At 63.4% G+C, this 26,423-nt stretch carries 21 protein-coding genes; 5 read left to right on the top strand and 16 right to left on the bottom strand.

Translation table 11 applies throughout. From position 1 onward, the window contains the following. Position 1: 1 nt before the first annotated feature. From M5B98_RS27160 to M5B98_RS27205, 10 genes are all read right to left on the bottom strand, one after another. Entirely contained in the window at positions 2-805 is an 804-nt protein-coding gene (locus M5B98_RS27160) for a hypothetical protein (protein ID WP_248744533.1), read from the bottom strand. Beyond that, positions 786-2,492 carry a GspE/PulE family protein gene (locus tag M5B98_RS27165; RefSeq protein WP_134826171.1) on the bottom strand — a complete coding sequence of 569 codons (1,707 nt, stop codon included), beginning with the start codon at positions 2,490-2,492 and terminating at the stop codon, positions 786-788. The genes M5B98_RS27160 and M5B98_RS27165 overlap by 20 nt, the downstream gene beginning before the upstream one ends. A gap of 83 nt (positions 2,493-2,575) precedes the next feature. Then, on the bottom strand, positions 2,576-3,109 hold the full coding sequence (locus tag M5B98_RS27170) for a response regulator (protein WP_248744534.1): 534 nt from the start codon (positions 3,107-3,109) through the stop codon (positions 2,576-2,578). 235 nt (positions 3,110-3,344) lie between these two features. Beyond that, positions 3,345-4,106 carry a SurA N-terminal domain-containing protein gene (locus tag M5B98_RS27175; protein ID WP_248744535.1) on the bottom strand — a complete coding sequence of 254 codons (762 nt, stop codon included), beginning with the start codon at positions 4,104-4,106 and terminating at the stop codon, positions 3,345-3,347. Between the two features lie 15 nt (positions 4,107-4,121). Further along, complete coding sequence (locus M5B98_RS27180; protein ID WP_248744536.1) at positions 4,122-5,672, bottom strand: ABC transporter substrate-binding protein; 1,551 nt, start codon at positions 5,670-5,672, stop codon at positions 4,122-4,124. 9 nt (positions 5,673-5,681) lie between these two features. Then, a complete protein-coding gene (locus M5B98_RS27185; protein ID WP_248744537.1) occupies positions 5,682-6,302 on the bottom strand; it encodes an SCO family protein in 621 nt (206 codons plus the stop codon). Then, entirely contained in the window at positions 6,299-6,949 is a 651-nt protein-coding gene (locus M5B98_RS27190) for an SCO family protein (protein WP_248744538.1), read from the bottom strand. Before M5B98_RS27190 ends, M5B98_RS27185 begins: the two co-directional genes overlap by 4 nt. 13 nt (positions 6,950-6,962) lie before the next feature. Further along, positions 6,963-8,870: a YncE family protein gene (locus M5B98_RS27195; RefSeq protein WP_248744539.1), complete on the bottom strand. Its 1,908-nt coding sequence runs from the start codon at positions 8,868-8,870 to the stop codon at positions 6,963-6,965. 33 nt (positions 8,871-8,903) lie between these two features. Further along, positions 8,904-14,723 (bottom strand): manganese-oxidizing multicopper oxidase MnxG, encoded by a 5,820-nt coding sequence (mnxG, locus tag M5B98_RS27200; protein WP_318654183.1) that lies wholly within the window; start codon positions 14,721-14,723, stop codon positions 8,904-8,906. Positions 14,724-14,925: 202 nt separating this feature from the next. Then, entirely contained in the window at positions 14,926-15,537 is a 612-nt protein-coding gene (locus M5B98_RS27205) for a lytic transglycosylase domain-containing protein (RefSeq protein WP_248744540.1), read from the bottom strand. Between the two features lie 201 nt (positions 15,538-15,738). Here M5B98_RS27205 and gspG point away from each other — a divergent pair, with 201 nt between their 5' ends. The 3 genes from gspG (at position 15,739) to M5B98_RS27220 (ending at position 17,956) form a co-directional block, all read left to right on the top strand. Further along, positions 15,739-16,167: a type II secretion system major pseudopilin GspG gene (gene gspG / locus M5B98_RS27210; RefSeq protein ID WP_248744541.1), complete on the top strand. Its 429-nt coding sequence runs from the start codon at positions 15,739-15,741 to the stop codon at positions 16,165-16,167. 14 nt (positions 16,168-16,181) lie between these two features. Next, the gene (locus M5B98_RS27215; protein WP_248744542.1) at positions 16,182-17,369 is read left to right on the top strand and encodes a type II secretion system F family protein; all 1,188 of its coding nucleotides are present in this window, start codon (positions 16,182-16,184) and stop codon (positions 17,367-17,369) included. 77 nt (positions 17,370-17,446) lie between these two features. Next, the gene (locus tag M5B98_RS27220) at positions 17,447-17,956 is read left to right on the top strand and encodes a hypothetical protein (protein ID WP_248744543.1); all 510 of its coding nucleotides are present in this window, start codon (positions 17,447-17,449) and stop codon (positions 17,954-17,956) included. A gap of 31 nt (positions 17,957-17,987) precedes the next feature. Here M5B98_RS27220 and M5B98_RS27225 read toward each other — a convergent pair whose 3' ends face one another. Continuing rightward, entirely contained in the window at positions 17,988-18,887 is a 900-nt protein-coding gene (locus M5B98_RS27225; protein WP_248744544.1) for a LysR family transcriptional regulator, read from the bottom strand. Positions 18,888-19,049: 162 nt separating this feature from the next. Here M5B98_RS27225 and M5B98_RS27230 point away from each other — a divergent pair, with 162 nt between their 5' ends. Then, positions 19,050-20,066: an alpha/beta hydrolase gene (locus M5B98_RS27230; protein WP_248744545.1), complete on the top strand. Its 1,017-nt coding sequence runs from the start codon at positions 19,050-19,052 to the stop codon at positions 20,064-20,066. A gap of 63 nt (positions 20,067-20,129) precedes the next feature. Then, on the top strand, positions 20,130-21,557 hold the full coding sequence (locus M5B98_RS27235) for a mechanosensitive ion channel family protein (RefSeq protein WP_248744546.1): 1,428 nt from the start codon (positions 20,130-20,132) through the stop codon (positions 21,555-21,557). A 58-nt stretch (positions 21,558-21,615) separates the two neighbouring features. Here M5B98_RS27235 and ycaC read toward each other — a convergent pair whose 3' ends face one another. The 5 genes from ycaC to M5B98_RS27260 all read right to left on the bottom strand — a co-directional run bounded on the left by ycaC (position 21,616) and on the right by M5B98_RS27260 (position 26,331). Next, a complete protein-coding gene (ycaC, locus tag M5B98_RS27240) occupies positions 21,616-22,242 on the bottom strand; it encodes an isochorismate family cysteine hydrolase YcaC (protein ID WP_095942850.1) in 627 nt (208 codons plus the stop codon). A gap of 66 nt (positions 22,243-22,308) precedes the next feature. Next, positions 22,309-24,147 carry an amidohydrolase gene (locus M5B98_RS27245; protein WP_085712054.1) on the bottom strand — a complete coding sequence of 613 codons (1,839 nt, stop codon included), beginning with the start codon at positions 24,145-24,147 and terminating at the stop codon, positions 22,309-22,311. Between the two features lie 45 nt (positions 24,148-24,192). Beyond that, entirely contained in the window at positions 24,193-24,819 is a 627-nt protein-coding gene (locus tag M5B98_RS27250; protein WP_248744547.1) for an antibiotic biosynthesis monooxygenase, read from the bottom strand. Beyond that, entirely contained in the window at positions 24,812-25,228 is a 417-nt protein-coding gene (locus M5B98_RS27255; protein WP_248744548.1) for a DoxX family protein, read from the bottom strand. Before M5B98_RS27255 ends, M5B98_RS27250 begins: the two co-directional genes overlap by 8 nt. 182 nt (positions 25,229-25,410) lie before the next feature. Next, positions 25,411-26,331: a LysR family transcriptional regulator gene (locus M5B98_RS27260; RefSeq protein WP_248744549.1), complete on the bottom strand. Its 921-nt coding sequence runs from the start codon at positions 26,329-26,331 to the stop codon at positions 25,411-25,413. Positions 26,332-26,423: the final 92 nt, after the last annotated feature.

Raw genomic sequence — 26,423 nt, forward strand, 5'->3', positions numbered from 1 at the left:
CTCAGGCCACCGCCCGGGACATGACGTACAAGGCGTCACGCACGGTCATCGAGTCGTCTTCGAGGGTGCGCAGATGCACCCCCGCTACATCCGGTTGCGCATCGAGACGCGCCGGAGCGTGCAGATAAACGTTGAACGCGCGTTCGCTGGTCGAGGCTTGCAGTTGCCGTTCGCGACCGATCAGCGCGGTCAATGCCGCGTCACTGTCACTGCCGCCCACCGAGCGCACCGACGCCCAGCGCCCTTCCCTGGCCAGCAGCAACACGCTGCGTTGCGGCTCGGCGACCACGAACAGGAAGTCGCCGGCATCGAGGCTTTTGTCGAAGCGGTTGAAAGCGCTCATCAAGTACGGCTGCACTGAGCGCAGACGCAGGCCGCGACCAGTGACCTGCGTGCGCAGGCGTTCGAGCAAATCCTGCGGCAAGGCACTGGCGATCCGGTCGTGACCGGCCGGCTCGGCGGACAACACCAGACTCCAGGGTTGAGTCGGTGCGCCGAACAGGTCTTCGAAACACAGCTGGGCGAAGCCGCGCAGTTCTTCAGGGCTGCTGATCTGCTCGCTCCACGGCACCAGGCAGAAACGGCTGAAATGCCCGGAGATCACCACGCTCAACTCCGAACCTGCGCGGGCGTGTTCACCGAGCAGACGGTCGAGGGTGTCCAGCGCCACCGCGTAGCTGTGGAAGCCTTCGTCGATGTAGCCGACGCTGCCCAGCCACAAGGTTTCGCTGCCCCTGCGCTGGCCGAGGCCGACACCGCTGGCGCCGAGCACGGCGACAAATTGATCACGCGATAAAAGTGACACGATTGATCTCCTCCAGCGTGGTCCGACCGTGCTCCACCAGCTCCAGCGCCGATTCGCGCAACAGGCGCAAACCACGGGAACAGGCCAGGGCCTTGATCCGGGTGATGGGTTGCCGCTCGACGATCATCTGCCGCAGTTCGTCGTCCAGGTGCAGCAGTTCGGCAATCGCGGTGCGCCCGCGATAACCGCTGCCCCGACAGTGGCCGCAGCCCTTGCCGTGGACGAAGTGGTAATGGCCGACCTTGAGCGGGTCGAGGCCGGAAGTGCGCAGTTCTTCATCGCTCGGGGTGGCCGGTGCGCTGCAGTGGCTGCACACCAGACGGATCAGGCGTTGGGCAAGAATCGCGTTGAGCGCCGAGACCAGGCTGTAGGGGTCGATTTCCATTTGAGTGAAACGACCGATCACGTCGAACACGTTGTTGGCGTGGATGGTGGTGAAGACGAGGTGCCCGGTGAGTGCCGATTGCACGGCGATCTGCGCGGTGTCCGGGTCGCGGATCTCGCCGACCATGATCTTGTCCGGGTCGTGACGCAGGATCGAACGCAGGCCACGGGCGAAGGTCAGGCCTTTTTTCTCGTTGACCGGGATTTGCAGCACCCCCGGCAACTGATATTCCACCGGGTCTTCGATGGTGATGATCTTGTCCACGCCGTGGTTGATCTCGGTGATCATCGCGTACAGCGTGGTGGTCTTGCCGCTGCCGGTGGGGCCGGTCACCAGCACCATGCCGTAGGGTTCGGCGGCCAGACGCCGCAGCTGGCGCAGGGTTTCGTCTTCAAAGCCCAGCGCCTGCAGCTGCACGCCGCAGACCTTGTCGGCCAGGTCCTGCTTGTCGAGCACCCGCAACACCGCGTCTTCGCCGAAGATGCTCGGCATGATCGACACCCGAAAGTCGATCTGCCGGCCGCTGATGCCGATCTTGAAGCGACCGTCCTGGGGCACGCGCTTTTCGCCGATGTCCAGTTCGGCCATGACCTTGACCCGCGAGATCACCTGCTCGGCGAACTCGCTGCCCTGGATCTTGCTGATGTTGTTGAGCACACCGTCGATCCGGTACTTGATCACCAGACCGTTGCCGGTGGTGCCGAGGTGGATGTCGCTGGCGTGCATTTTCAGTGCGTCGTAGAGGGTCGAGTTGACCAGTTTCACCACCACGCTCGAGTCTTCGCTGATGCTGGTCAGCGACAGGCTTTGCAGGGTGTCGACCTCGCTGCCGGCGTCAGCCTGGGCGTTGAGCGATTCGACGGCGTGGAAGCTTTCTTCGTGGCGGGCCAGGTAGGCCTTGAGGTCGTCGGCGTGCACCAGATAGAGCGGCGCGCCATGCAGGCATTCGTCGATCCAGGCCAGGCGCGCGGTGTCGAAGGGGTCGGCGAACACGCCGATGACTTCGTCGTTGTGCCGCAGCAGGATGAATTCACGTTTGAGGCATTGCGCGAGGGTGACCCGGTCGAACACCGGGGTCGCTTGAAACAGCGTGTCGGTGTCGAGCACCGGGTAATGCAGGGTGGCGCCGAGGCTGGCAATGAACGGCATCGGCGCCAGTTCGCAAAGGACGTTGAGTGCATCGAGCACCCGTTCCCCGCAAGTGCCGGCCCGCGCCCGGGCCTGGGCCAGTTGTTCACTGGAGAAGCGTGTCGGGGCACACGCAGGCTGCAACGCATCGACGACAACGGACAGACGTTCCATGGCTTGCTCTCCAACACCCGGGGCTTGAGGCCCTGACGGCGCGGGAGGCGGGTTCGGCGAGTGCCGGAACGTCTATCGCGCCATTACTCCCCGGTGAGCATTTGATCGTCGTCCGGTGCCATGACCTCCGACCGGTTTCGTCGGCGGTCCGCCAGCACCCAACTGCCATCGTACAACTGCAACGGGAAGCTCTCGGTCCTGCTCTGGCGTCGTTCGACGAAGCCTTCGGATGGGCTCGCACCGGGTTTCGCTTCGCGCTGGATCCCCAGAAGGTCGCAGACAGCTCGGGCCAGTTCCGCCAAAGGAAACGGTTTGAACAGGATGTGACTGACCCCCAGTTGCCGCGCCCGCTCACAGACTTCAGCGGTCGGGTGACCCGTTATCAGCACGAAATGGCACGTCCTGTTCTGGCGGACCGCGTCGAGCACCTCGAACCCTTCCATATCGGGCAAGCGGTAATCGAACACCAGCACGTCGGGAGCGAAGGTCTCGGCCTGGCCGATTCCGTCTGCGCCGTCATGTGCAATCCGGACGTCCAGCCCTTGCGCCGACAGATAATCCTGAAGGTTCTGTGCAAGCAGCAGTTCGTCTTCGACAACCAGTACTTTGTTAACCAAGGTGAACTCCTTGCAGCTACAAATCCGGCCTCTTCACATCAACTGCCCGAACCTGCTGGAGTGCGCCTCACAAGAGGTAACGCACACTTCATGCCAGGCCGAGTGCCGGTCAATTTTGGTCTTCATGTCCTTGAATTTGATGACAATGCCCGCTCGTCCCGGTACCCCGTTCCCCAGAAACGGGGAAGCACCTGAATGGGCATCGAAGCCATTCCCCACTATTGGGGGGGAACCTTCAATCGTCGTCAATTCGTTCGATCCTGTTCTGCGCCCGCAATTGCGCGAGCACCTGGCGACGAGCCAGGGCCTGTTGCTGTCGGGCACGCTGTACCCGGACTGTTGCAAGCCCCTGCACCTCTGGGACATCGGCTGCCTCCAAGTGGTTCGGCAAATAAATCAAATGCCAGCCGAATGGCGAGCGCACGGCATCACTGGCGAACGTTGCGCCCTCGACCACGGAGGCGCGCATCTGCATCAAGCGTAGACGCGCCGCTGCGTCTGTGGCGGCATCGGCACCCGGTGCCACCCGAACCAGCAGATGCCGAGCCTGCAAGGTGTTGGCGCGGATCAATGTGGCGAACATCTGCTGGGCTGCCAGTTCACGGCGGGTGTACTCGGTGAACGAGGCCTCGTCGAACCCCGCCTCCTGCAAGCGCCGCAGGAAGTTGTCGCGACCGCCGATGGCCACGCGAATCTGCTCGACCTGTTGCTGCACCGATTGGTCGTCAACCTTCAGGCCACGTTTTTGCGCCTCCTGCCACAGCAGCTCCTTGTCGATCAGCGTGTCCAGTGCGGCCTGACGCAGTTGTTTATAGGCCTTGGGACTGCGAATGCTCGCGACGGCGCGACCCCGGTCTTCCAGGTATTCGGCGAAAAACCGTTCCAGACGAAACCCGGAAATCACCTCGCCGTTGACCCGCGCCGCCACCGGTTCCGGATTGGCGAACGTCATCGGCAACCAGCACGCCAGCAGCCACAACACGCTTATGAGCTTCATGATCAAGGCCTCCGTTCAGGGGCTCGCGAGAATCGGTTTGTAGGGCGCGACCAGATAGAAACGCTGATCGGGCAAGTCCACGGTGACCACATGCGCCCCGCTCAGGCCCGATCGTCGCCCAGGGCCGAAGCTGAGGCGCGGGGTCAGGCCGGTGTCGAAGTCGTGCAGGCCTTCGAGGGCCGTCACCATTTTTTCGCGGCTGGCATCGCGCCCGGCCTGCTTCATGGCTTCGCTGAACAGCAGCATCGAGGCGTAGGCGCCGACTTGCAGCACCGCATGCTGCGCGCCGAGACCCTGATGTTCGCGCAGCAGGGTCAGGGCCATGCGCCCGGCCTGGGTCCAGTCGCTCGGCACAAAGGGATAGGCCAGAAACACGCGCCGGGAAAAGCCCTCGGGCACTTGCAGCAGGTCGCCCGCGACCTGACCCGAAGTCGCGAACAGATACGGCACCTGCCCCGCATGTTGCAGCCCCGCCGCGAGTTGACTGAAACCGCTGCCGCTGCCCAGGTAGAACACCGAACGCGAACCCAGCGGCAAGCTGTCCGCTGCCGGGTTGTAGGCCTGTAGCCGGACCTTTTGCCAGCCGTGATCCTGCAAGTATTGCCCCAGCGCCTGGGCGGCCTGCACTTGAGTCGGGTCGTCGGGATAGGCGATCAGCGTCGGTCCTTGCAGCACTTTCAGGCTGGCGGTGGCGTAATCGGCCAGGGCAATCAGTTGCTCGCGCAATCCCGGCAGCGGTTCGAAAATCTGCGCACTGGCCTGCACCGAGCCCATCAAGGACAACGGCCCGATCAGGGGCAGACCGGCCTGTTCCAGGCGCGGCGCCAGTTCGTTGTCCAGCGCCGGAGCCAACGGAGCAATCAGCGCAAAGACCTTTTCCTCGTCGATCAGCCGTTGCAGGGCCTGCTCGGCGCTGGCGCGGTCCGGGCCGGGATCGACCACGGTCAGACGCAATTGCCGGCCATGAATGCCCCCGGCCTGATTGATCCGCGCCACGCTGCCGTTGAGCACCGCCGCGACGGTGGCGCCCTCCTCGGCCAGCGGTCCCCGGCTCGGCAGCAAAGTGCCCAGGTGCAAGGTCTGGTCGTCGAGCCCCGGATCGCGATCATCGGCCAGGCGTTTGAGATAAGCGGTGAGGTTGCGCTGATCCTTCATCGACAGCAAAAAGCGCGGCATGCTCGGGTCGAGCCGGTTGTTGCCGGGGTCGCGGCCCTCCTGAATCACCCGCGCCAGACTGCTGTCGGTGTACGCCGGGTAGTTGCGGCCATTGATCTGTTGCTGACCGTGGAGGCTGGTCAGCCGTGACCAGTTCAGCTCCGGCGGCCGCACCCCGCCTTCAGGCCGGCCAAGGCCGTCGGCGCCGTGGCAGTTGGCGCACGGCAGACTCGTGGCCGGCAGCAACACGTCCGCCGCGCCGACCCGCGCCATGATCGCCTCGCCGCTGGCCGACAGGCCTTCGCGGAACAGGCGCTTGCCGGCGCTTTCTTCATCGGTCAGCGGCAATGCGGCCGCGCCAAGGCTGACGCCAGCGAGCAGGATCAGGGCGAGGACGCGGCGCAGGTTCATGGCGCGGACTCAGCGGCCGGCCACGGGCATTGTCAGCAGCTGCAAGCGCTGGGCAATGGCGGCGGCCGGGGCGTCGGGACGGATCTTGCTCCAGCGTTTGTTGGCGACATCGCCGACGATCAGCTGGGTCGAGTGCTGCTCCGGCGTCGGCACGATCTGGCCGATGCGACCGAGCACCAGATCCATCTGCGCCTTGTCGCCAGTCAGGAAAAGCCAGTGAGGGTCATCGGCGCCCTGCTTCAAGGTGTAAGCCTTGAGCACCGCCGGCGTGTCGCGCAGCGGATCACTGGTAAGGGAAATGAAGGTGACGTCATCGGCCTTGTCGCCCAGCAGCTCGCGGACTTCCTTGAGCTTGCGGGTGATCAGCGGACAGGCATCGTTGCAACTGGTGAAAATGACGTTGAGCAGCACCACGCGGTTTTGCAGGGCGTCACTGTAGAAGCGCTGAGTGTTGCCATGCTGATCCAGCAATGGCGTGTCGGTGAACCAGGTCTTTGCGTCGTGGGTGCCTTTGGCCGGCGCGGCGGCAACCGTTGCCGGAGCCTCGGGTGCATGGCCTTCGTGGGCGAATGCCACCGCGCTGAAAATACAGAAGCAGATCATCAGGGTGACCCAGTCGAGCATTCTCATGGCTGTTGCTCCATGGCAATCGCGGTGTGTCTGGCGTGGGTGCGCAGGCCACTGAGTTTTTCCACTTCCTTGGCCAGCAGCGCCGGGTCGGTGAAACCGTAGTAGCGCATCCAGTGGCGGCTGTTGCCGTCACCGACGAGGATCAGCGGCTGGTGATTCTTGAAGTCACCGCTGAAACTGCCGAGGCCCTTGAGGGTGGCGTTGATCGACTGAGGTGAACCGGTCAGCCAGCTCCAGCCCGGCCCGCGCTGGAAAGAGCGGGCGTAATCCTGCAGGCGTTTCGGGTCGTCGCGCTGCGGGTCGATGCTGATCGACACCAGTTGCACTTCGCCGCCGACCCGCGAACCCAGCTGTTTCTGCACCTTGCCCATGATCGACGAGACCACCGGGCAGACCGTGGTGCAACTGGTGTAGATGAAGCTCATGACGACGATTTTGTTGTGCACCAGATCCTGTTCCAGGTGCACGGTCTTGCCGTTCTGGTCGAGCAGCGGCACGTCGACGAATTTGACCTGGGTGTGTTCCTGAGTGCTGGCGGCCGACGCCTTGTGCCCCGCGTGTTCATCCGCCGAGTGCGCCCGGGCCTGATGAATGCCGGCGGCCAACAGGCACAGGGTCAGCAGGCCGGATGATGCGAATCGGTTCATGGCGTTGTCCTCGTCACTGAGTCTGGCCGGGCAGCACCCGGACACTGGCAAAGGTCTTGTCGTCGAAACCGGCGCCCAGCGATGCCGCGCGCACATGCAGGTACCAGGCGCCGCTGCGGTCGAGGGTCAGCGGGGCTTCGTACACACCGTCGGCGACTTCCAGCGCCGCGACTTCACGGGGCCGCGATGTCGGCGCGAGGAAGTAGCGCAACTGCACGTCTTTCACGCCGGTGCGCTGCACTTTCTGTTTGCCTTCGACGATGCGGAACCGCACCACGTACGGGTCGTTGAGCGCCACGGCGGTCTTGCCCGGCAGGAACTCGACTTGCGGCGGGCCGACGTGTTTTTCAGTCGCGCCGTCGGACTCCACCTGGGCGCTGAAGCAATGAATGATGTTCGGTTGATTGAGCAGGAACGCCACGTCGAAACGCCCCGCCGCCGGCAGTTTCACCCGGGCGCTGTACAGCCCCGGCGACACTTCGCGCAGGCTGCGGTCGACCACCATTGCCGCACGCGCCACCTGCCCGCGATTGGGGTAACCGGACATCGGCGCGTTCATGCCTTCGGCGTAGAAATAGGTGGTGTTGTCCACCGGGTTGACCACGAACACCGCGTTGTCGTCTCGCGACACGGCGAGGCTTGACGCCAGCGGCAGATCCCCGGCCAGTCGTGGCGGCTGCGGCCCGGCCTCGAAACCCTGGCTGATCGGCTGCCGTCCTTCGCCGAGTGAGGCGAGGTTGATCATGGTGACCTTCGGCGACGCCAGCCCGCGCACGTAGGCGTAGGCCTTGGTGAACACCACTTGCCAGGGTTCGGCCGAGACGTCCAGATCATGGATCGCTGAATCGTTGGCCGCATCGATGACCGTGGCGCGGTTCTCCAACGTGTTGAGCACCATGCCGAAGCGACCATCAGCGCTGAAGCCCATCGGGCCGAGGCCCTGTTGCAGCCTGATCACCCGTCGCACGGCGCGGCTGCTGGCGTCGATCACCGTGACGGTGCCGTCCTTGCCATCGGCTACATACACCGCACCGGACAGCGGTGAGTACGCCACAGACAACGGGCTGGAGCCGGTTCTCAGCTGTTGCAGCAGGCTCAGGCTGGCAATGTCGATGACGCTCAACGTACCGTCGTCGCGGTTGCTGACGAAGGCGTAGCGGCTGTCCTTGCTGAAGGCGATTTCGTGGTGGCCGCGACCGGTTGCCAAATGTTTGAGCGGTTTCAGGCTTTGGGCGTCGATCACCGTGACCCCTGACTCTTCGGCCTTCGCCGCGTTGTTGCCGACCCACAGCAGGCGCTCGTCCGGTTGCAATACCACCCGCACCGGTTGGCTGCCGGCGGCCACCGAGTCGAGCACCTTGAATTGCTCGCTGTCGATCACCGCGACTTCCCCCGCTGTCGGCATCGACACGAAGACCTTTTTGTTGTCTTTGGGCGTAACCCAGTCCATCGGCGGTTGCTTGAGTTCGATCCGCGCAAGCGTGCTGGTGATGCCGCCGACCGACACCGACGGATCAATCACCGAAACGCTGGCATCGCGGTTCATCACCAGCAGGAAGTAGCTGTTGAGATCGAGTAGCGGCCGCGCGCCGATGTTGGATTTGAGGAACGTCCCGACCCGGGATTTGCAGCTCTTGTCGCGGCCCTGGGCCTGGTCGGCGGCAACGGTTTCCGGATCGATCCATGCCCCCGGCGCCACCCCGGACAGCGGCTGGCCGGAGGCGCCATCGGTGACCCGGAACTGCACGTCGGCGAACTCGCCTTCACGCAGTTTGCCGTCGCGGGCCAGCGGTTGCAGGTTGAACGCGATGGACACGCCATCACGGGTCAGCGTCTGCGCCAGGGCAAGCTCGCCGAGGGTGAGCAGCGCACCTGCGATGGTCAGCAGACACACGCCAATGATGTTGATGATCCTGTTCATGTCGTTCTCCCCTGCCAATACATTCCCGTCCGGCTACTGAGCGGGCGGTGCCGGCTCCGGCTCATTGGTCACCCGCAACAATCCCCACAACCCCGCCGTGTTGCCGAACGAGGCGTTGTCGCGGAACAGGTAGTCCCCCGCTATCGCATTGGCACCGCCGGCGCTCGGCAACATGAAGCTGAAGTGCGCCGCCGGCAGCACGCTCTCGCGGGCGCCGATGTACATCGACATCGGGTTGTAGCCGAACTTCACCGAACCCACGCCGGGGGTGTTCATCGGGTAGCCGCCGACATCGCTCTTCTCCGACTGGAACGGATTGACCGACCACAGATGCCCGTCGAGCTGGAAGGTCGAACCACGGCTGCCACCGGTCGGCATCAACACATGGGTACGGAACGGCTGACCCGGTCTGGCGTAGAACACCGGGGTCTGCGGATCGCCGCCGACCAGCGCGTTGCTGTAGGCCATGTGCGCGTTCGGCACGTCGCCGTAGCCATGGCCGTCGGCGCGGCCGAACGGTGCGTCCGGCGCCAGGCCGAAGCGGTACCACATCGGTTCGGCCTTGTAGTTGATGGCCATGCCGGCGTTGTCCTTCGGATCGTTCGGCACGCCCAAGCCTTCGGAGGCGATGCCTTCCACCGGCCGGCCATTGGCCCAGCGCAGGTTCAGCGCGCGCTGCCAGACCATCGCAAAATCGCGATAGGCCGTCTGCCCCGCCGCCGTCACCGTGGCGCTGACCTTGCGTGCATCGTCGACCCAGGTGGCGCCCGCAGGCAGGATGCTCATTGCCCCGCCCAGGCCTTTTTGCGGTTGCTTGATCACGTCCGCCGGGGTGAAGTTGAGGCCGCCGAACTCCACCGCCGTGGCATTGATGTTGTCGACGCTGCGCCCCAGTTGGGTGATCGGTTTGCCTTCGCGCTCCAGGTGCCCGGCGTAATACTGATAGGTACGGGTCGGGTAGGCACCGGTGCTGCCGATACGCGGTGGCACGGTCTGGATCGGGTTGGCGCCGACGTTCACGCCATCGGATTTGGTGATGTCGTAAGCCAGCAATTGTGCGTGCAGTCCGACATGGCTGGAGGGCCGCAGCAGGTTATTGTTGAAGGTGGTCGAGCCGTCGCCACCGTTGCGGTCACGTTTGACCAGACCTTGCAGAATCGCGGTCTGCGCCAGATCGGGCATCACGCTCGGCAAGCGGTTCTCCAGGCTGATGTTGATGCAGTCCCCGGCAGCGGCGCGCAGCACCAGCGGCTCGACGGGAATGCCGGGTTTGAGCTTGCCGGTGGCCGGATCGAGATCCGCCTTGCGCACGTACAGGATCACAGTCGGGTCATGGATCGGCCCGCTCTGACCGCCAATGGTGAGGGTCTCGCCATCCTCAGGATCGGTCACCGTCACCTGCGGAATGCTCACTGGCCGCGAGTTGAATACCAGCGTACCGCCCGCTGGATTCAACGGCCCGCCGACGTGCTGGCCGAGCCCGGCCGGATCACCGATGGTCAGCCCCAGCGGGTTACGCAGGATGTCGTTGGCCAGCGCCGCGACCACTTCATAATTGCGCTGCACCGTCGGCCGGGTGCCGATGCCGTTGGGGTTGGCGCTGATCCGTGGGCAACTGCCTTCGAATGCCACGGTGTTGCGCATACCGGTGGGTTTCGGGTTGTTCGGCAGCGCGAACAGGTCGGTGCGTTGCGCGGTGTAGTTGCGCATCACGCCCCAGATGCCGTTCCAGTAGCCTTCGATCGAGGCGTCCATCGAGTACAGATAATCCCCGGTGGTCGCCGCCGAACTCGACAGCATCGACACCGGCGCGATGAAACCCATCTGCTCTGAGATCCCGACCATCTGCGAAGCGCGCCAGCCGGAGTTGGAACTGTTGCCGAACCCGGAACCGCTCTGCAGCCACTTCACGCCGTGCAGGGTGACGTTGTGCTCTTCCTCGTGGCCGCCGGCATGCACCCGCAGCCGCACGTTGTCACCGGTGTAGGTGCGCAGCATCGGCGTGAACGGATCACCCGGTTCGGCGCCGCCCTTGTTGATGTGCGGCGGGAACAGTGTGGTGCCGCCGGTAGGCCCGGTGGCGGAACTGATCTGATTCGGCGCCAGGTTCAGCGCCGGGATGGCGCGGTCGGTGCGGCTTTGCATGGCGTACGCCAGGTCACCGCCGAGGCCGTCGGCCTGCATGCCGCGCTTGCCGTCCGGGCCGACCTTGTTCGGGTCGAACACCCGCAGGCCCAGCGGTTCGTTGCGATAGTTGACGACGAACATGCCCGGGTCATCCACGGAAATCGCCTGCGGACATGGCCGGCTCGGGCAGCCCGGTTTGATCCCGCCGCGCGCCTCGACTACCGCTTCGAGCAGGTTGCCGGCGTTGTTGCGCACCGGCGGGTTGATCGCGAAGCGGAAGCTGTCGGCCGTGGCCGGGAACGCTTGGGCATTCGGGATGCCGTTCGGGCCGGCGCCCACATACACACCGGCTTCATAGGCGTGCTGGAAGTCGCTGTATTCGAGGAAGAACTCGCGGAAGCTGTCGTTCAAACCGTCACCGTCGAGGTCGCCGGTGTTGATCACCGCTTGCCATGACGTCGGCCCGCCGTCCTGCCGGGCGCCGCTGTACAGAGGCTCGCCGGTTTCGGCGTGGAACCAGGTGGAACCGGCCGGCTCAGCCAGCACGGTGGCATAGAGGCCAATCTGTTGGTGCGTCGATGGGCCGAGATGGTCGTGGGTAAAGATCGTGCCCAGGCCACGATCCACGCCTTTGCTGTTGATCACCGGGTCGACGAACCAGCGCTGCATCGCCGTGCGCGCGCCCATCCAGTCGCTGCGACCGTACTGGCCGAAAAACGGATGCGCCTTGGCTTTCGGGCAGGCCGGGGTGCCGTCGCGCGGGTCGGTGCCGGCGCACTGGTTGAACTCGCGAATCGCGTGCACGCGTTCCTGTACGGCGCCGGGAGAAAGCACGCCGTCTTCATAGTTCCAACCGTTGGAGGAACCGTCCGCAGCGGTCAGGTCCCACTTCGGCAGGTGAATGTGCTGGCCGATCACGTCGGTCGGGGTGCGCACCTGATAGTCGTCCATCTCGTAGACGGCCGGAACCAGGTTGGTTTGCTGGTATTGCACGCAGTCGAAGGTGTTCATGCGCATCACCAGCGGCTCTGGCGGACGCTGCTTGGTGATCACCGGCCAGGCGTCTTCCCACAGCGCCAGAATCCGGGCTTGCGGGAAGTGATAACCGACCTTGTTGTACACGGCGTCGAACTGGATGTTGGCCGCTTTGTAGACCCGTGGCCGGTCGGCGGTGAACGTCGAGGCGCCGACAAACGACATGCCGTCGATGCGCTCGCCGCTGTTGAATTCACCGCTGCCGGCGCTGCTGGTCAGGCGCTTTTGCCGGTCGTCCATGCACGGTTCGTAGTACGGCGCGCCGGCAATCGGCAGAGCGCCGTTGGTGCGGAAGGCCTTGGCCACAATTTGATTACCGGGCAGCAAGGCGAAGCTTGGGTGATCCTTTTTCGCGTGGAAGGCCATGGCAGCCTGTTCGACTTCGGTGCCTTCTTCCGGCAGGTAAATCGGCTTGGCGCGGGTGACTGCCTTGGAGAAATCCAGCGAAGTGGTCACGGTGTGCGCTTCACCGCCGGCGGATTTGCCGTCCAGGGCATGGCGCGGCAAACCACCGTCCCAGCCGCCGGATTGCGTCGGATCGAGGTTGGCCCACAACGCCTTGCCGCTGGCTTTGAGCGATTGCGCGGTGGCGGCGTCGAGCATGTCCAGCGGTGGCGTCGGCGGACGCTGCCCGACCGAACTTTCCATGCCGCCGATCCAGAACGGATAGCCGGGATTTTTCAGACTGCCATCGGCGTTGCGGTTGGCTTCGCTGCGATCCACCAGCGCCAGCGAACCCACAGCTTGCCCGCCCGCATTACCGCCAGGGTGATCGTCGTCGCCCTCTTCTTCCTCATCGTCGTCATCGTTTCCGGCAACCATTGCTTCGCCGATTTTCGGCACCACTACAACCTTGCCCGGCATCGGCGCCATGGCTTTGCCGGGCAACGGCACGATGGCCGGAATCGGCGTGCCGGCAATGATTTCTCCATCCGGCAAGGCGCGGGCGCCCGCAGCAGGTTTGCCGCTGCGAAGTGCATAAGGTTCGCTGTGGAAACCGTCGGCACCTTGCTCGGAGACCTCAAGTCGGGTGCCCTCTTCAAACACATCGTGCACCCGCCACATGGCCCACATGCCCTGGGCGAAATGCGGATAGAAATGGCAGTGGTAAATCGCGTCGCCGGCCACCCGGTTGCGGTTGCCCGAGCCGCCATTGGCGATTTCATAGGTGTAACCGGCGCCCGGACCGATGCCTTGGGCGTCGACGTAATCGGAGTTGTCGTCGTTGGGGTTGAACAGCCATTGGTGCCCGTGCAAATGAAAGATGTGGTGTTCGTAACCGTTGTGGGTGTTGCGGAATTTGACGAAGTCACCGATGTAGCTGTGGGCGACGTTCGACGGCTCCGACGGATACAGCGCCATCGTCGCTTTGACGCCGACCTGATCGGCGCGCGGGGTCTGGCCGGGGGCGATGTTCTCAAGCCCGGTATTGGCCGGCACGTCCACCAGCATCGCCACGTCACCGACGGTGTGCGAGCTGAGGAAGAATTCTTCGTAGGCGCAGGACAGGCAATCGTGCATCGGCCCCACGCCCAGACGGTTGGCAATCACTTCGGCGCCCATGCCGCCAGCGCCGTAGTTGATCATGAACGAGTCGCGGGTCGGCTCCAGCACATGGCCCATCACCGGGTCGGCGAAGTACGCCGGGAACGCCTGGGTGACGGCGGTTTCGTCCTGGAACTGCGCGGCGAAATCACGAAACGGTTCGAGCCGGTTGGGCAGCGCCGGGTTGCGTTTGCCCACCGATTCCAGCGGATAGGTGATCGGCGGAAAGCTGCCATCCGGATTGCTGCCCATGACAATGGCATCGCTTTCGCTGGAGATGATTTCGCTGCCGTCGACCATGCTGATGATCGGCGAGCCGGCCTTGCCTTCGCGCAGCCACGGCTCGCGCTGCGGATAGCGGGCCTGGTAATCGACGATGGGGTGTCCGGCGGGAGTACGGCCCGTGCTGGCCAGGCGCATTTCTTCTTCGGTGAGGGTGTTGCGGTAAGTGCGGCCGCCCTTGGGCACGACCACCACCTGGGCAAACAGACCGTTGGCATTGTTGCCGGCCGCGCCCTCCCCGCCGAACGTCGCGCCCCGGCTGCTGACATCGAACGCCCCTTCGCGCTCGGCATACAACAGGTAGGAACGGCTGGCACCGGGGGCGACCAGACTGTTGGCGTTGCGCCCGGTGAACGAGGCGATGTCGTCGATGCTGTTCACCGCTTGCAGGCCGTTGACCTGGAAGCCGACATGCCGGTCGGCGACTTGTTCGTCGGCCTTGAAAGCTTCGCCGACATTGGCGTTTTCCGCTTCGCCCTCAGGCTCGGCGTGATGGTTCGGGTTGGCCTGATACGCCAGAAGATTCTGCAAATTGATGGTCAGGCAATCCCCCGCCGCCACGCGCAGCACCAGTGGCCGTGGTCGCTTGTCCGGGCGCAGCGAGACTTTGCCCGGCACCGCCGAACCACCCTGGGCCAGTGACCGGTCATGGTCATCGACCACGTCGCGACGCAAGGCGAACATCATGCCGTTGACGTTCTGTGCACCGAGGCGGTTGAACATCAGCGGCTGATCGAAGGCCACGACGTTGGCCACCAGATTGCGTTCGCAGCGCACAGCGGCGCTGGCCAGTTCGACGCTGAGCATCGAGACCAGCAACAGCAGCCAGTTCAACAGGGACGGTGCGTGGTGAATGCCAACCATGATCGGAAACCTCGTAGTGGGTGCTCACAGGGAATGATTCTCGACAAACCCGCTGGAGCAATCCGCATGCCACAAAAAATTTCATTACTGCTCAGTCGGTTACACAAGCCACTTGAGAATCCGGGGGATATTCCCCACCCGATTCCCCGTTTTTCCGACCCGGCGGATTTACCCCGAAAGTGGGGAAAACCGGGTTGAAGGTTTACAACGGCGCGTCCGCCGCGAGCCCCTGCAAACGCCGGTACTGACGCAGGACGCTGGGCACATAACGCTGGGTTTCGGCGAACGGCGGAATCACCCGGCCACGGCTGAGCACCGCGTCCGGGCCGGCGTTGTAGGCCGCCACGGCGAGGGCGATGTCGTTGTCGAACAGGGTCATCAGATGCTTGAGATACCGGGCCCCGCCCTGGATGTTGGCGCGGGGGTCGTAGACGTCAGTCACCCCCAGTTCCCGGGCGGTGTCGGGCATCAGTTGCATCAGCCCGCCGGCGCCTTTGGGCGATGTCGCGCCGGGGTTGTAGTTCGATTCGGCGTTGATCACCGCGTGCAACAGCGCTTCGGGCAAGTGATTGGCTGCAGCGGCGGCCGACACCAGCTCGGCGTAAGGTTGATTGGCGATCAACTGCGGTTGTTGATCGAGACTGACCACGGGCATTTGCGCCTCGTGAATCACCCGTTCGTAGGTGCGTCCGGGGCGGTGGACGTTGGACAGCACGTAGCTGCCCTTGGCGTCCACGGAGACAAACACATCGGCCTCGGCGATGCCGGTCAACAGCATGCAGCCAAGCAGTCCTGCGCAGATTGGATTGAGCATTGGGCCTCCCCTGACAGGCCCGAAAAATTGGGGGAAATGCCCCACTGACCTGTCGTGAATCAGCCGTACGCAAACACTGTGCCGACTCTTCATAGGCCCGTATTTCAAGGGCTTCAGCCCGGGCGCAGGAATTATCGGGGGCTGAGCATGGCAATTGCATAGGCCCTGGGGCGACTCGGCTGCCACTCACCGGAGGTCATCATGAAGCTGCATGTTCGTCCGCGCGCCCAACGGGGTTTCACCCTGCTCGAATTGCTCGTGGTGCTGGTGGTGCTCGGCCTGTTGGCCGGGATCGTCGCGCCCAAATATTTCGCCCAGCTGGGGCGCTCCGAAGTGAAAGTCGCCAAGGCGCAGATCGAAGGCCTGGGCAAGGCACTGGACTTGTATCGGCTGGAGGTCGGCCACTACCCGTCCACCGAACAGGGCTTGCAGGCACTGGTGACGGCACCGAGCGACGAAGCGAAATGGACCGGCCCGTACTTGCAGAAAAAACTCCCGCAGGACCCGTGGGGCCGTAATTACACCTACCGCTACCCCGGCGAAAACGCCGAGTACGACTTGCTGTCGATGGGCAAGGACGGCCAGCCCGGCGGCGAAGGCGAAAACGCCGAAATCACCAACTGGCAATGAGCGGAGCACACGGCATGCGTTTTCATCTGAAGGCAGTGGGCAAGGCCGGCGTGTTGTCGCTGAGCATCGAGGCACCCGGACACAGCGAAGCGCGGCGCATCGCCGAGGATCAGGGCCTGCGCGTGGTCAGCCTGCACGCCGAGCGGCACTGGAGTTCGTTGCGCCTGAGCCAGCGTGAGACCTTCAACCTGGTGCTGTTCAGCCAGGAATTGACCACGTTGCTCAATGCCGGTCTGCCGTTGATCGATGCACTGGAAAGCCTGGCGGAAAAGGAAACCGCCCCCGCTGCGCGCAAAACCCTGAGCGAGCTGGTGCGGCTGCTGTACGAGGGCAAGTCGTTCTCCCAGGCACTGGCCCAGTTGTCGGCGGTTTTCCCGCCGCTGTACGTGGCGCTGGTACAGTCCAGCGAGAAAACCGGCGCGGTCGGCGATGCGCTGGGACGTTATGTGAGCTATCGCCAGCGCATGGACGAGGTGCGGCAGAAGATCGTCAGCGCCTCGATCTACCCGTTGCTGTTGCTGGTGGTCGGCGGTGGCGTGGTGCTGTTTCTGATGGGTTACGTGGTGCCGCGCTTCAGCCTGGTGTTCGAAGGGCTGGGCTCAAACCTGCCGTGGCTGTCGCAGATTTTGATGAGCAGCGGCATGTTCCTGCACGCCCATCAGGGTGAATTTTTCGGGATTCTGGCGGCGATCATCACCGCCCTCGCCGTGTTGCAGAAACAACCGGCGTTTCGTCGTGGGCTGGATCGGCTGGTGGAAAAACTGCCGGCCGTGCACCAGCGAATCTTCATGTATGAGCTGGCGCGATTTTATCGCTCGCTGGGCATTCTGCTGCAAGGCGGGATTCCGCTGGTGACGGCCATGGGCATGGTGCGCGGGCTGCTCACTGTGGCCTCGCGGGCGCGGCTCGACCAGGCCTGCGAGCGAGTGCGCGAGGGGCAATCGCTGTCCACCGCGCTGGAGCTCAATCGGCTGGTGACGCCCGTATCCCTGCGCCTGCTGCGCGCTGGCGAGCAGTCCGGCAACCTCGGGCAAATGATGGAACGCAGCGCCGATTTCTACGACGAGGAAATCAGCCGCTGGATCGAGTGGTTCGTGCGGTTGTTCGAACCGCTGCTGATGACCTTCATCGGCCTGTTGATCGGGGTGATCGTGATCCTGATGTACATCCCGATCTTCGAACTCGCTTCAAGCATTCACTGACCTCGGGAACGGGTCGGATCACACGCAAACAAGGCACATCCACGTTCCCAATCAAGACAACAAAGACGGAGAACGATATGCACATTCAAAAGCTCATGCTCGCAATGGCCATCGGCGCAGTCCTGTCGGCGTCTACCGTATTGATCCCGGACAACCTGTCCGGGGTGTCCAGCGTTCAGGCCAAGGAAGGTGGAAGTGGGGGTGGAGGAAGCGGTGGTGGGGGCGGCGGCGGAGGTAGTGGCGGTGGTGGAGGCGGAAATGGCGGTGGCGGAAGCGGCAATGGCGGTGGCCATGGCGGCAGTGGTGGCAACAGTGGCAGCGGCGGCGGTGGAAACAGTGGCCACAGCGGCAGCGACCATGGTTCGGGCCATTCCGGCGACAGCGCCTCATCAGGACGCAACGGCACCCACGCCGAAGCGGGTGATGATCATGGGGTTCATCGGGCAGGCGAAGTAGGCGATGACCATGGGGTCCATCGGGCCGGAGAAGTCGGTGATGACCATGGCGTACACCGCGCTGGAGAAATCGGTGATGATCGCGGCGTGCACGTCGGCGGCGAGCCGGGCGATGACAAGCGCGCCAACTGAGCAACGCTGAAAATTGTGTGAGCGGTTGGGGCTACAACACCCCCTGACTTTGATCCAGCCGCTCACGCAAAAACTCGATCAACGCCTGCACCGGCCGCGATGCCTGGCGGTGCTGCGGGTACACCGCCGACAGAATCAACGGCTCCGGGCGCAAATCATCCAGCACCGGCACCAGCCGCCCGTCCTTCAATGCCGCGCCGACAATGAATGTCGGCAGGTAAGTAATCCCCATCCCCGCCACCGCCGCATCCCGCAGCAACTCGCCGTTGTTGACCCGCATCCGCCCGGTGACATTCACCAGTTGCGGCTTGCCCTGCCCTGCATTGAACCTCCACTGCACCGAACGCCCGTGGCCGTAAGGCAGGCAGTCATGGTTGAGCAGATCTTCCGGTTTGACCGGCGTACCACGCTCGGCCAGATACGCCGGACTGGCGCAGTACACCCGCTCGATGGCGGCGATGCGTCGGGCGATCAGGGTCGAGTCTTCCAGCACGCCGATGCGCAACGCCAGGTCGTAACCCTCGCCGAGCAAGTCCACCGGCCGGTCACTCAGATCGACCTCCACCGTCACCTCGCGATAACGCTGCAGGAACAGCGGCAGCAGACAACCCAGATGCGCCACCGCAAACGACAGCGGCGCGCTCACGCGAATCGTCCCGCGCGGCTCGGCGGTCTGCCCAGCGATGCCCTGCTCCACCTGTTCGACTTCGCTTAACAGCCGCAGCGCCGATTCGTAATAGCTCTGGCCCAGCGGGGTCACGTCCAGACGCCGGGTCGAGCGGTTGAGCAATCGCACGCCGAGGCGCTCCTCCAATTGCATCAACCGACGGCTGACGAACTGCTTGGACAAGCCCAACTGATCGGCCGCCGCCGTGAAGCTGCCGGAGTCCATCACCTGGCAAAAAATACGCATGTCTTCGAACGGGTTCATTGTCACTCTCTGGTTGACAGTTAAACGCTTTATAGCCGCTTTTTCACTTTCGGGCACCTCATTAATCTGTGCTCACGGTGTTGCTGAGGCCTGAAGCCCAGCGCCACAGCAGCCCGCTCCCAAGGCATACAAAAACTCAAACGACTTAAAAAGGAATTGCACATGAACATCAAGAAAACCCTCGCCGCTTCCCTCCTCGCCCTGTCCATCGGCAACGCATTCGCCGCCGAAGGCACTGGCGTCGAACACAACACCCAGGCCTTCCTCGATGCCCTCGCCGCCGGCGGTGGCAAACCGCTGGAGCAACTGAGCCCGAAAGACGCCCGTGCGGTGCTGACCGGCGCCCAGGCTTCGGTGAAGGTGGATCTGTCCGGCGTTGACGTCAGCGACAAGGCGATCAAGGTCGATGGCCAGACGATCAACCTGAAAGTGGTGCGCCCGGCCAAGGTCAAGGGCGAGTTGCCGGTGTTCATGTTCTTCCACGGTGGCGGCTGGGTGCTGGGCGATTTCCCGACACACCAACGCCTGATTCGTGATCTGGTGGTGGGTTCTGGCGCGGTCGCGGTGTACGTCGATTACACGCCTTCGCCGGAAGCGCAGTATCCGACCGCGATCAATCAGGCTTACGCTGCGACGAAATGGGTGGCGGAGCACGGCAAGGACATCAGCGTGGACGGCAAGCGCCTGGCGGTGGCCGGCAACAGCGTCGGCGGCAACATGGCGGCGGTCGTGGCACTGATGGCCAAGGAACAGAAAACCCCGGCCCTGCGCTTCCAGTTGCTGATGTGGCCGGTGACCAATGCCGGGTTCGATAACGGCTCGTACCAGCAATTCGCCGAGGGCCACTTCCTGACCAAGGGCATGATGCAGTGGTTCTGGGACAGCTACACCACCAACCCGGCCGAGCGTGCGCAGATCCATGCCTCGCCGCTCAACGCCAGCGCCGAACAGCTCAAGGGCTTGCCCGCCGCGCTGGTGCAGACTGCCGAGTTCGACGTGCTGCGTGACGAAGGCGAAGGCTACGCCCGCCACCTCGACGCCGCCGGTGTACCGGTGACCTCGGTGCGCTACAACGGGATGATTCATGACTTCGGCCTGCTCAATCCGCTGAACGGGATACCTGAGGTGAAGGCCGCCGTGCGCCAGGCCGCAGCCGAACTCAAGACCCATCTGAACTGAGTGCAACCTCTCGCCACACCTTCGGGTGTGGCGTTTTCTTTTGTGCCCGCCGGAGTTCATTCCATGAGCCTTTTTTCTGCCCACCTGCTGTCCTGGAGTGCCCTGCTGCTGGTGCTCGACGCCCTGCTCTGGCATCTCGTCCCGTTCAAGCATCGCGCGCAACGGGTCGGTGTGCGGCTGGTGCTGTTCCTGGCCTTCAGCGCGCTGATCATCAATGCCGGCGTCAGCCCGTTGCAGGCGCCGCTGTTTGTCGATGACCCGGTGGCGCAACTGGGCGCGACGGCGCTGGGGATTTTCTGGTGGCTGTACGCCGCACGGGCGCTGACCGAAGTGATCGGTCTGATCCTGATGCGCCGCATCGGCCACAGCGGCCGTTTGTTGCAGGACGTGATCGGTGCGCTGGTGTTTCTGGCGGCCATCGTCGCGGCGGCCGGTTACGTGCTGGAGCTGCCGATCAAAGGCCTGCTCGCCACCTCCGGGGTATTTGCCATCGTGGTCGGTCTGGCGCTGCAAAGCACCTTGGCCGACGTGTTCTCGGGCATCGTGCTCAACACCACCAAGCCATATCAGGTGGACGATTTTGTGGTGATCGACGGCGTCGAAGGCAAGGTGCTCGACATCGACTGGCGCGCCACGCACCTGCTGACCAGCGCCGGGACCCTGGCCGTAGTGCCGAACTCGGTGGCGGCCAAGGCCAAGATCGTCAACCTCAGTCGCCCGAACAACCTGCACGGCGTGTCGATCAGCATCAAGGTGCCGAACCACATCCGCCCGCGCCGGGTGCTCGACGCCCTCGACCGCACGCTGCAAGGCAGCAGCAGTCTGCTGCTGTCGCCTGCGCCGAAAGCGCTGCTGAAAGAGGCCGGCGAAGAAATGTCGGAATACGTGGCCAGCGGCTTCATCGCTGAACTGGGCAAGAAAGGCGAAGTGCGCAATCAACTGTTCGACCTCGCCCACCGCCATCTCGAAGCCGCCGGCATCTCGCGCCACCCGGATGGCGTGATCGAACCCTCGACCCGCGCCCGTGCCTTGCTCGATGAAGTGAAAATCTTCCGCTCGCTCAGCCATGAAGAACGCGATCGCCTCGCTGAATCGATGGTCGCGCAGCAGTACAGCGCCGGGCAGGTGGTGCTCGGTCTGGAAGAAGTCCCGGACAGCCTGTTCGTGATCGCCACCGGCGTGGTCAGCGCCAGCGTGCCGGACGGCAATGGTTTCACCGAGGCCGGACGCATGGGGCCGAGTGAGGTCATGGGTGAGCAGAGCATTCTGGCGGATACGCCTTCGCAGGCGACGTTTACCGCGCTGACGTCTTCGATCATTTATCGCCTCGACAAGAACCTGACCCGCCAGTGCATGGAACAGCGCAGTGAAGTCGGCCAGGCATTGAACAAATTGCAGGCGGTACGGCAGCAGAACAGTCGGCTGGCGTTGATGGCCAAGCCTGTGCCGATTCGCAAGGGTGGCTTTTTGGGGTGGTTGCAAAAGCGTTGAGCCCTTTTCGGCAGGCAAAAAAATGCCCGCTCTTCAGCGGGCATTTTTCTTCAGCCAATTACTTGGCAGTGAACTTGGTGTAGCTGTTGATCAGGTTGCGATAGTTCGGCAGGCGTTCCGACAGCAGATTCGCCAGGCCTTCCATATCGTTGCGCCAGTCGCCCTGCAGCTCGCACGCCACCGAGAACCAGTTCAGCAGGTGTGCACCGGCGGCCGACATGCGCGCCCAGGCCGCTTGCTGCACGGTGGTGTTGAAGGTGCCGGAAGCATCGGTCACCACGAATACTTCAAAGCCTTCCGCGATCGCCGACAGGGTCGGGAACGCCACGCAAACGTCGGTCACCACACCGGCGATGATCAATTGCTTGCGGCCGGTGGCCTTGATCGCCTTGACGAAGTCTTCGTTGTCCCAGGCATTGATCTGGCCAGGGCGAGCAATGAACGGCGCGTCCGGGAATTGTGCTTTCAGCTCAGGCACGATCGGGCCGTTCGGGCCGCTGTCGAAGCTGGTGGTGAGGATGGTTGGCAGCTTGAAGAACTTGGCGATGTCGCCCAGGGCCAGCACGTTGTTCTTGAACTCGTTCGGCGAGAAATCCTGCACCAGCGAGATCAGACCGGTCTGGTGGTCGACCAGCAGCACCACGGCGTCGTCTTTGTTCAGGCGTTTGTAAGGAACGTTGCTCATGTGAAACTCCTCGGGGATGGGTGATGCGGCAAGCGCCGGCCACGAAGACCGGCGCCGTTTACGGGATCAGAAAGCGAAGCAGGAACAACCGAACGCGCCCCAGAAACCGGCGAAGTCGCTGACCGGGGCATTCGACATCCGGGCTTTTTCATGGCTGTGGGTATGCACCGCGCACGGGCCGCTGCACTGGTGCACCTGGGCCTGCAATGGCGAATTCGGGCGCCAGTGGCCAGGAACCTTGACCACCGGCGACCAGTCCGGCAGTACCGGCAAGGCACGCGGGCCGAGGTCTTCGAAGTCGCCGGCGGAGTAAACGATCTTGCCGCCGACCACGGTCAGTACCGACTCGATCCACTTGATCGCTTCTTCTTCGACATGGAAGAAGTCCGCACTCAGTGCCGCCAGATCCGCCAGTTGCCCGACCTTGATCTGGCCCTTCTTGCCCTGCTCGGACGAGAACCAGGCGCTGCCGTGGGTGAACAGTTCCAGCGCGGTGGTGCGAGGCAAGCCCTCTTCGTACAGCGCCAGACCGCCAACGGTACGACCGCTGACCATCCAGTACAGCGAAGTCCACGGGTTGTAGCTCGATACCCGCGTGGCATCGGTGCCCGCGCCGACCGGCACGCCTTCGGCGAGCATGCGTTTGATCGGTGGTGTGGCTTCGGCGGCTTGCTTGCCATAGCGATCGACGAAGTATTCGCCCTGGAACGCCATGCGATCCTGAATCGCGATGCCGCCGCCCAGCGCCCTCACCCGCTCGATGTTCTGCGGGGTAATGGTTTCGGCGTGGTCGAAGAACCACGGCAAGCCGTTGAACGGGATGTCGCGGTTGACCTTCTCGAACACATCCAGCATGCGGCTGATCGATTCGTTGTAGGTGGCGTGCAGACGGAACGGCCAGCGCTGCTCGACCAGGTGGCGCACCACCGGCTCCAGCTCCTGCTCCATGGTCTGCGGCAGGTCCGGGCGCGGTTCGAGGAAGTCTTCGAAGTCCGCTGCCGAGAACACCAGCATCTCACCCGCGCCGTTGTGGCGCAGGAAGTCATCGCCCTGATGCAACTTGACGCTGCCGGTCCAGTTCTGGAAATCGGTCAGCTCTTCTTTGGGCTTCTGGGTGAACAGGTTGTAGGCGATGCGCACGGTCAACTGGTCGTCTTTGGCCAGTTGTTCGATCACCTGATAATCGTCCGGGTAGTTCTGGAAACCACCGCCGGCATCGATGGCGCTGGTCAGGCCGAGGCGATTGAGTTCGCGCATGAACTGACGGGTCGAGTTGACCTGATATTCCAGCGGCAGCTTCGGCCCCTTGGCCAGGGTCGAGTACAGAATCATCGCGTTCGGTCGTGCCACCAGCATGCCGGTCGGGTTGCCGTTGGCATCGCGCACGATCTCGCCGCCCGGCGGGTTCGGCGTGTCGCGGGTATAGCCGGCGACGCGCAATGCGGCGCGGTTGAGCAAGGCGCGGTCATACAGATGCAGGATGAACACCGGGGTATCCGGCGCTGCCTGGTTGATTTCTTCGAGGGTCGGCATGCGTTTTTCGGCGAACTGGAATTCGTTCCAGCCACCCACCACGCGCACCCATTGCGGGGTTGGCGTACGGTCAGCCTGATCCTTGAGCATGCGCAGCGCATCGGCCAGCGACGGCACGCCTTCCCAGCGCAGTTCGAGGTTGTAGTTCAGGCCGCCACGAATCAAGTGCAAGTGCGAGTCGTTGAGGCCGGGAATCACGCAGCGGCCCTTGAGATCGACCACCTGGGTGCCGGCACCGCGCAGGGCCATGGCCTGCGTATCGTTACCAACGACGACAAAGCGTCCGTCCTTGATCGCTACGGCACTGGCGAGAGGTTTTTCGCGGTCTACCGTATGAAATTGGCCATTGAACAGAATCAGATCGGCGTTCATCGCAGTTCCTTCGAGATAAGTGAAACGAAGCCAGTACCCGCCACTTCAGCGCGGAGGATTGGCGTTGGATTCCAGGTGTTCATGGGACTGACTGGCCGCCAGCCATGGCGCGAACAGACGAGTCGCGGCCGGCATGCACACGTACACCACCGACACCACGATGGTCAGGGTGATCAGGAACGTGGCGACCACATAGTTGGAGAGAAACCCGTTGAGTTTGAGCAACGGCCCCCAGATCAAGGGCACCAGCAAGGTGTGTGGCAGGATCACGAAAAGTGAGACCACTGCCTGCTTCCAGCGTGGTGGCGGCGTGGCTGCATCGATCAGTGGCGTGAACCAGAATTCGTTGGCCGCATTGACCTCGGTCTGGTCGCCGTCGGCGAGCATCGGTGCAGCCTCTTCGATCAATGCCTGACGCTGCGGGGAGTCGAGCCAGCGCTGCATCGCTTCGGTCGAGCAATAACGCAGCACGCAGGTGAACAGTGCGAGGCCACCCTGTTTGCTGCGCATCACGTCCACGCCCAGGTGCCCTTCTTCACGCCCCGCCACGCTGACGATATTGCGCAGCCAGGCCTCGTAAGGCTGTTCGAAACCGGCCTTGACCCGGTGCTTGACGATCAGCGTCACGGTTTCTTCGGTTCCCGGTTTTCTCAGGGACTGGGTATCAGGCATAGCGAAGCACTCCGGGCAAACGGGCATTGAGCGCCAGCCGTCCGGGCCCGGCGATCAGAACAGTGGTGAAGAGGATCAACAGCAACCAGCCGAACTGCCCTTCGGCCACACTCCATTGCGGATGCACGATGAGCAGCGCCACCAGCAGCACAAACAGAATAGGCAAGCACGCCAATCTCACCAGTAACCCGGCGACGATCAGCAGTGGGCAGAGGACTTCGGCGAAGATCGCCAGGATCAACGTGAGGTGGGCACCGAGGTGAAACGGGTCTTCGATCAGCTGCAGCTGCGCAGTGAAGTCCAGCAGCTTGGGCAAGCCGTGGACGAACAGCAGAAACAACCCGCCGGTGACCCGCAGGAACAGCAGGCCGAGGTCTTGCGCCTGGTCATTGCGTTGTACAGCGTTCATGGGCCCATCCTTGATCAATCATTGCAGGCAATGGTGCAACGATTGATCGGGGGGAAATTGGATGGGTGTGCTCTCTTTGCGAGAACACGCAGAACGCGCGAGCGACACAAGTTGTTGTGGGAGCGGGCTTGCTCGCTCCCACAGGGTTATGAGGCGATGAACGAATTGTGTTTCAGGTCTTGTTACGCCGGAATATCCAGCGACGCCGACATGAACTGACTGATCCGCGACCGCAGCCATTTCTCTGCCGGATCGTTGTCATGCACCCCGCTCCACGCCATCGACAATTGCGCCGCATCAATCGGAAACGGCGGATCTTCAGCCCGCAACGCACAACCTTCCACCAACGCACACGCGGCGTAATCCGGCACGGTGGCGATCATCTCGGTGCCCGCGAGCAAGGCGCGCAGGCCGCTGAACTGCGGCACACCGAGCACTACGCGGCGACTGCGGCCGACCTTGGCCAGGTCCACGTCGATGTTGCCGCTCAGATCCCCCGAGAACGACACCATTGCATGAGGCCGCTCGCAGTATTCGTCGAGGGTCAGCGGGCCCGGGCGGTCATCGCCGCGCAGGACTTTGCAGGGAATGTCACGCAGCTTCTTGCGCTTGGCGTTGGCTGGCAGATCGGTGGTGTAACTCACGCCGACGGAGATTTCCCCCGACGCCAGCAATGTCGGCATCAATAGATAGTTGGCTCGGCGCACCACGACCACGATCCCCGGTGCCTCTTCCTGCAACTGGCGCAATAGCGGTGGAAACAGACCGAACTCGGCGTCATCCGACAGGCCGATGCGGAACACGTCGCAACTGGTGGCCGGATCGAATTCCTTGGCCCGGCTGACCGCGCCGGAAATCACGTCCATCGCCGGTTGCAGTTCCTGAAGAATCGCCAGTGCCCGTGCCGTCGGCTCCATGCCGCGACCGTTGCGCAGCAGCAGCGGATCGTCGAACAGATCGCGCAGGCGGCCCAGCGCCGCGCTCACCGCCGGTTGGCCCATGAACAGTTTTTCGGCGACGCGAGTCAGGTTCTTTTCGAACATCAGGGCTTCGAAAATCACCAGCAGGTTCATGTCGACGCGGCGCAGATCGTTTCGGTTCATGGGCGTGTTTTCCTTTTTGGCCAGGCGCAAGTGCTACGCACTTTACTTGATCGGCGGCCATTCGAAATCAGCTTTGGCGGCGGAATTAACAA

It is taken from the genome of Pseudomonas sp. MWU12-3088, assembly GCF_023242405.1.
GTDB lineage: Bacteria > Pseudomonadota > Gammaproteobacteria > Pseudomonadales > Pseudomonadaceae > Aquipseudomonas > Aquipseudomonas kribbensis.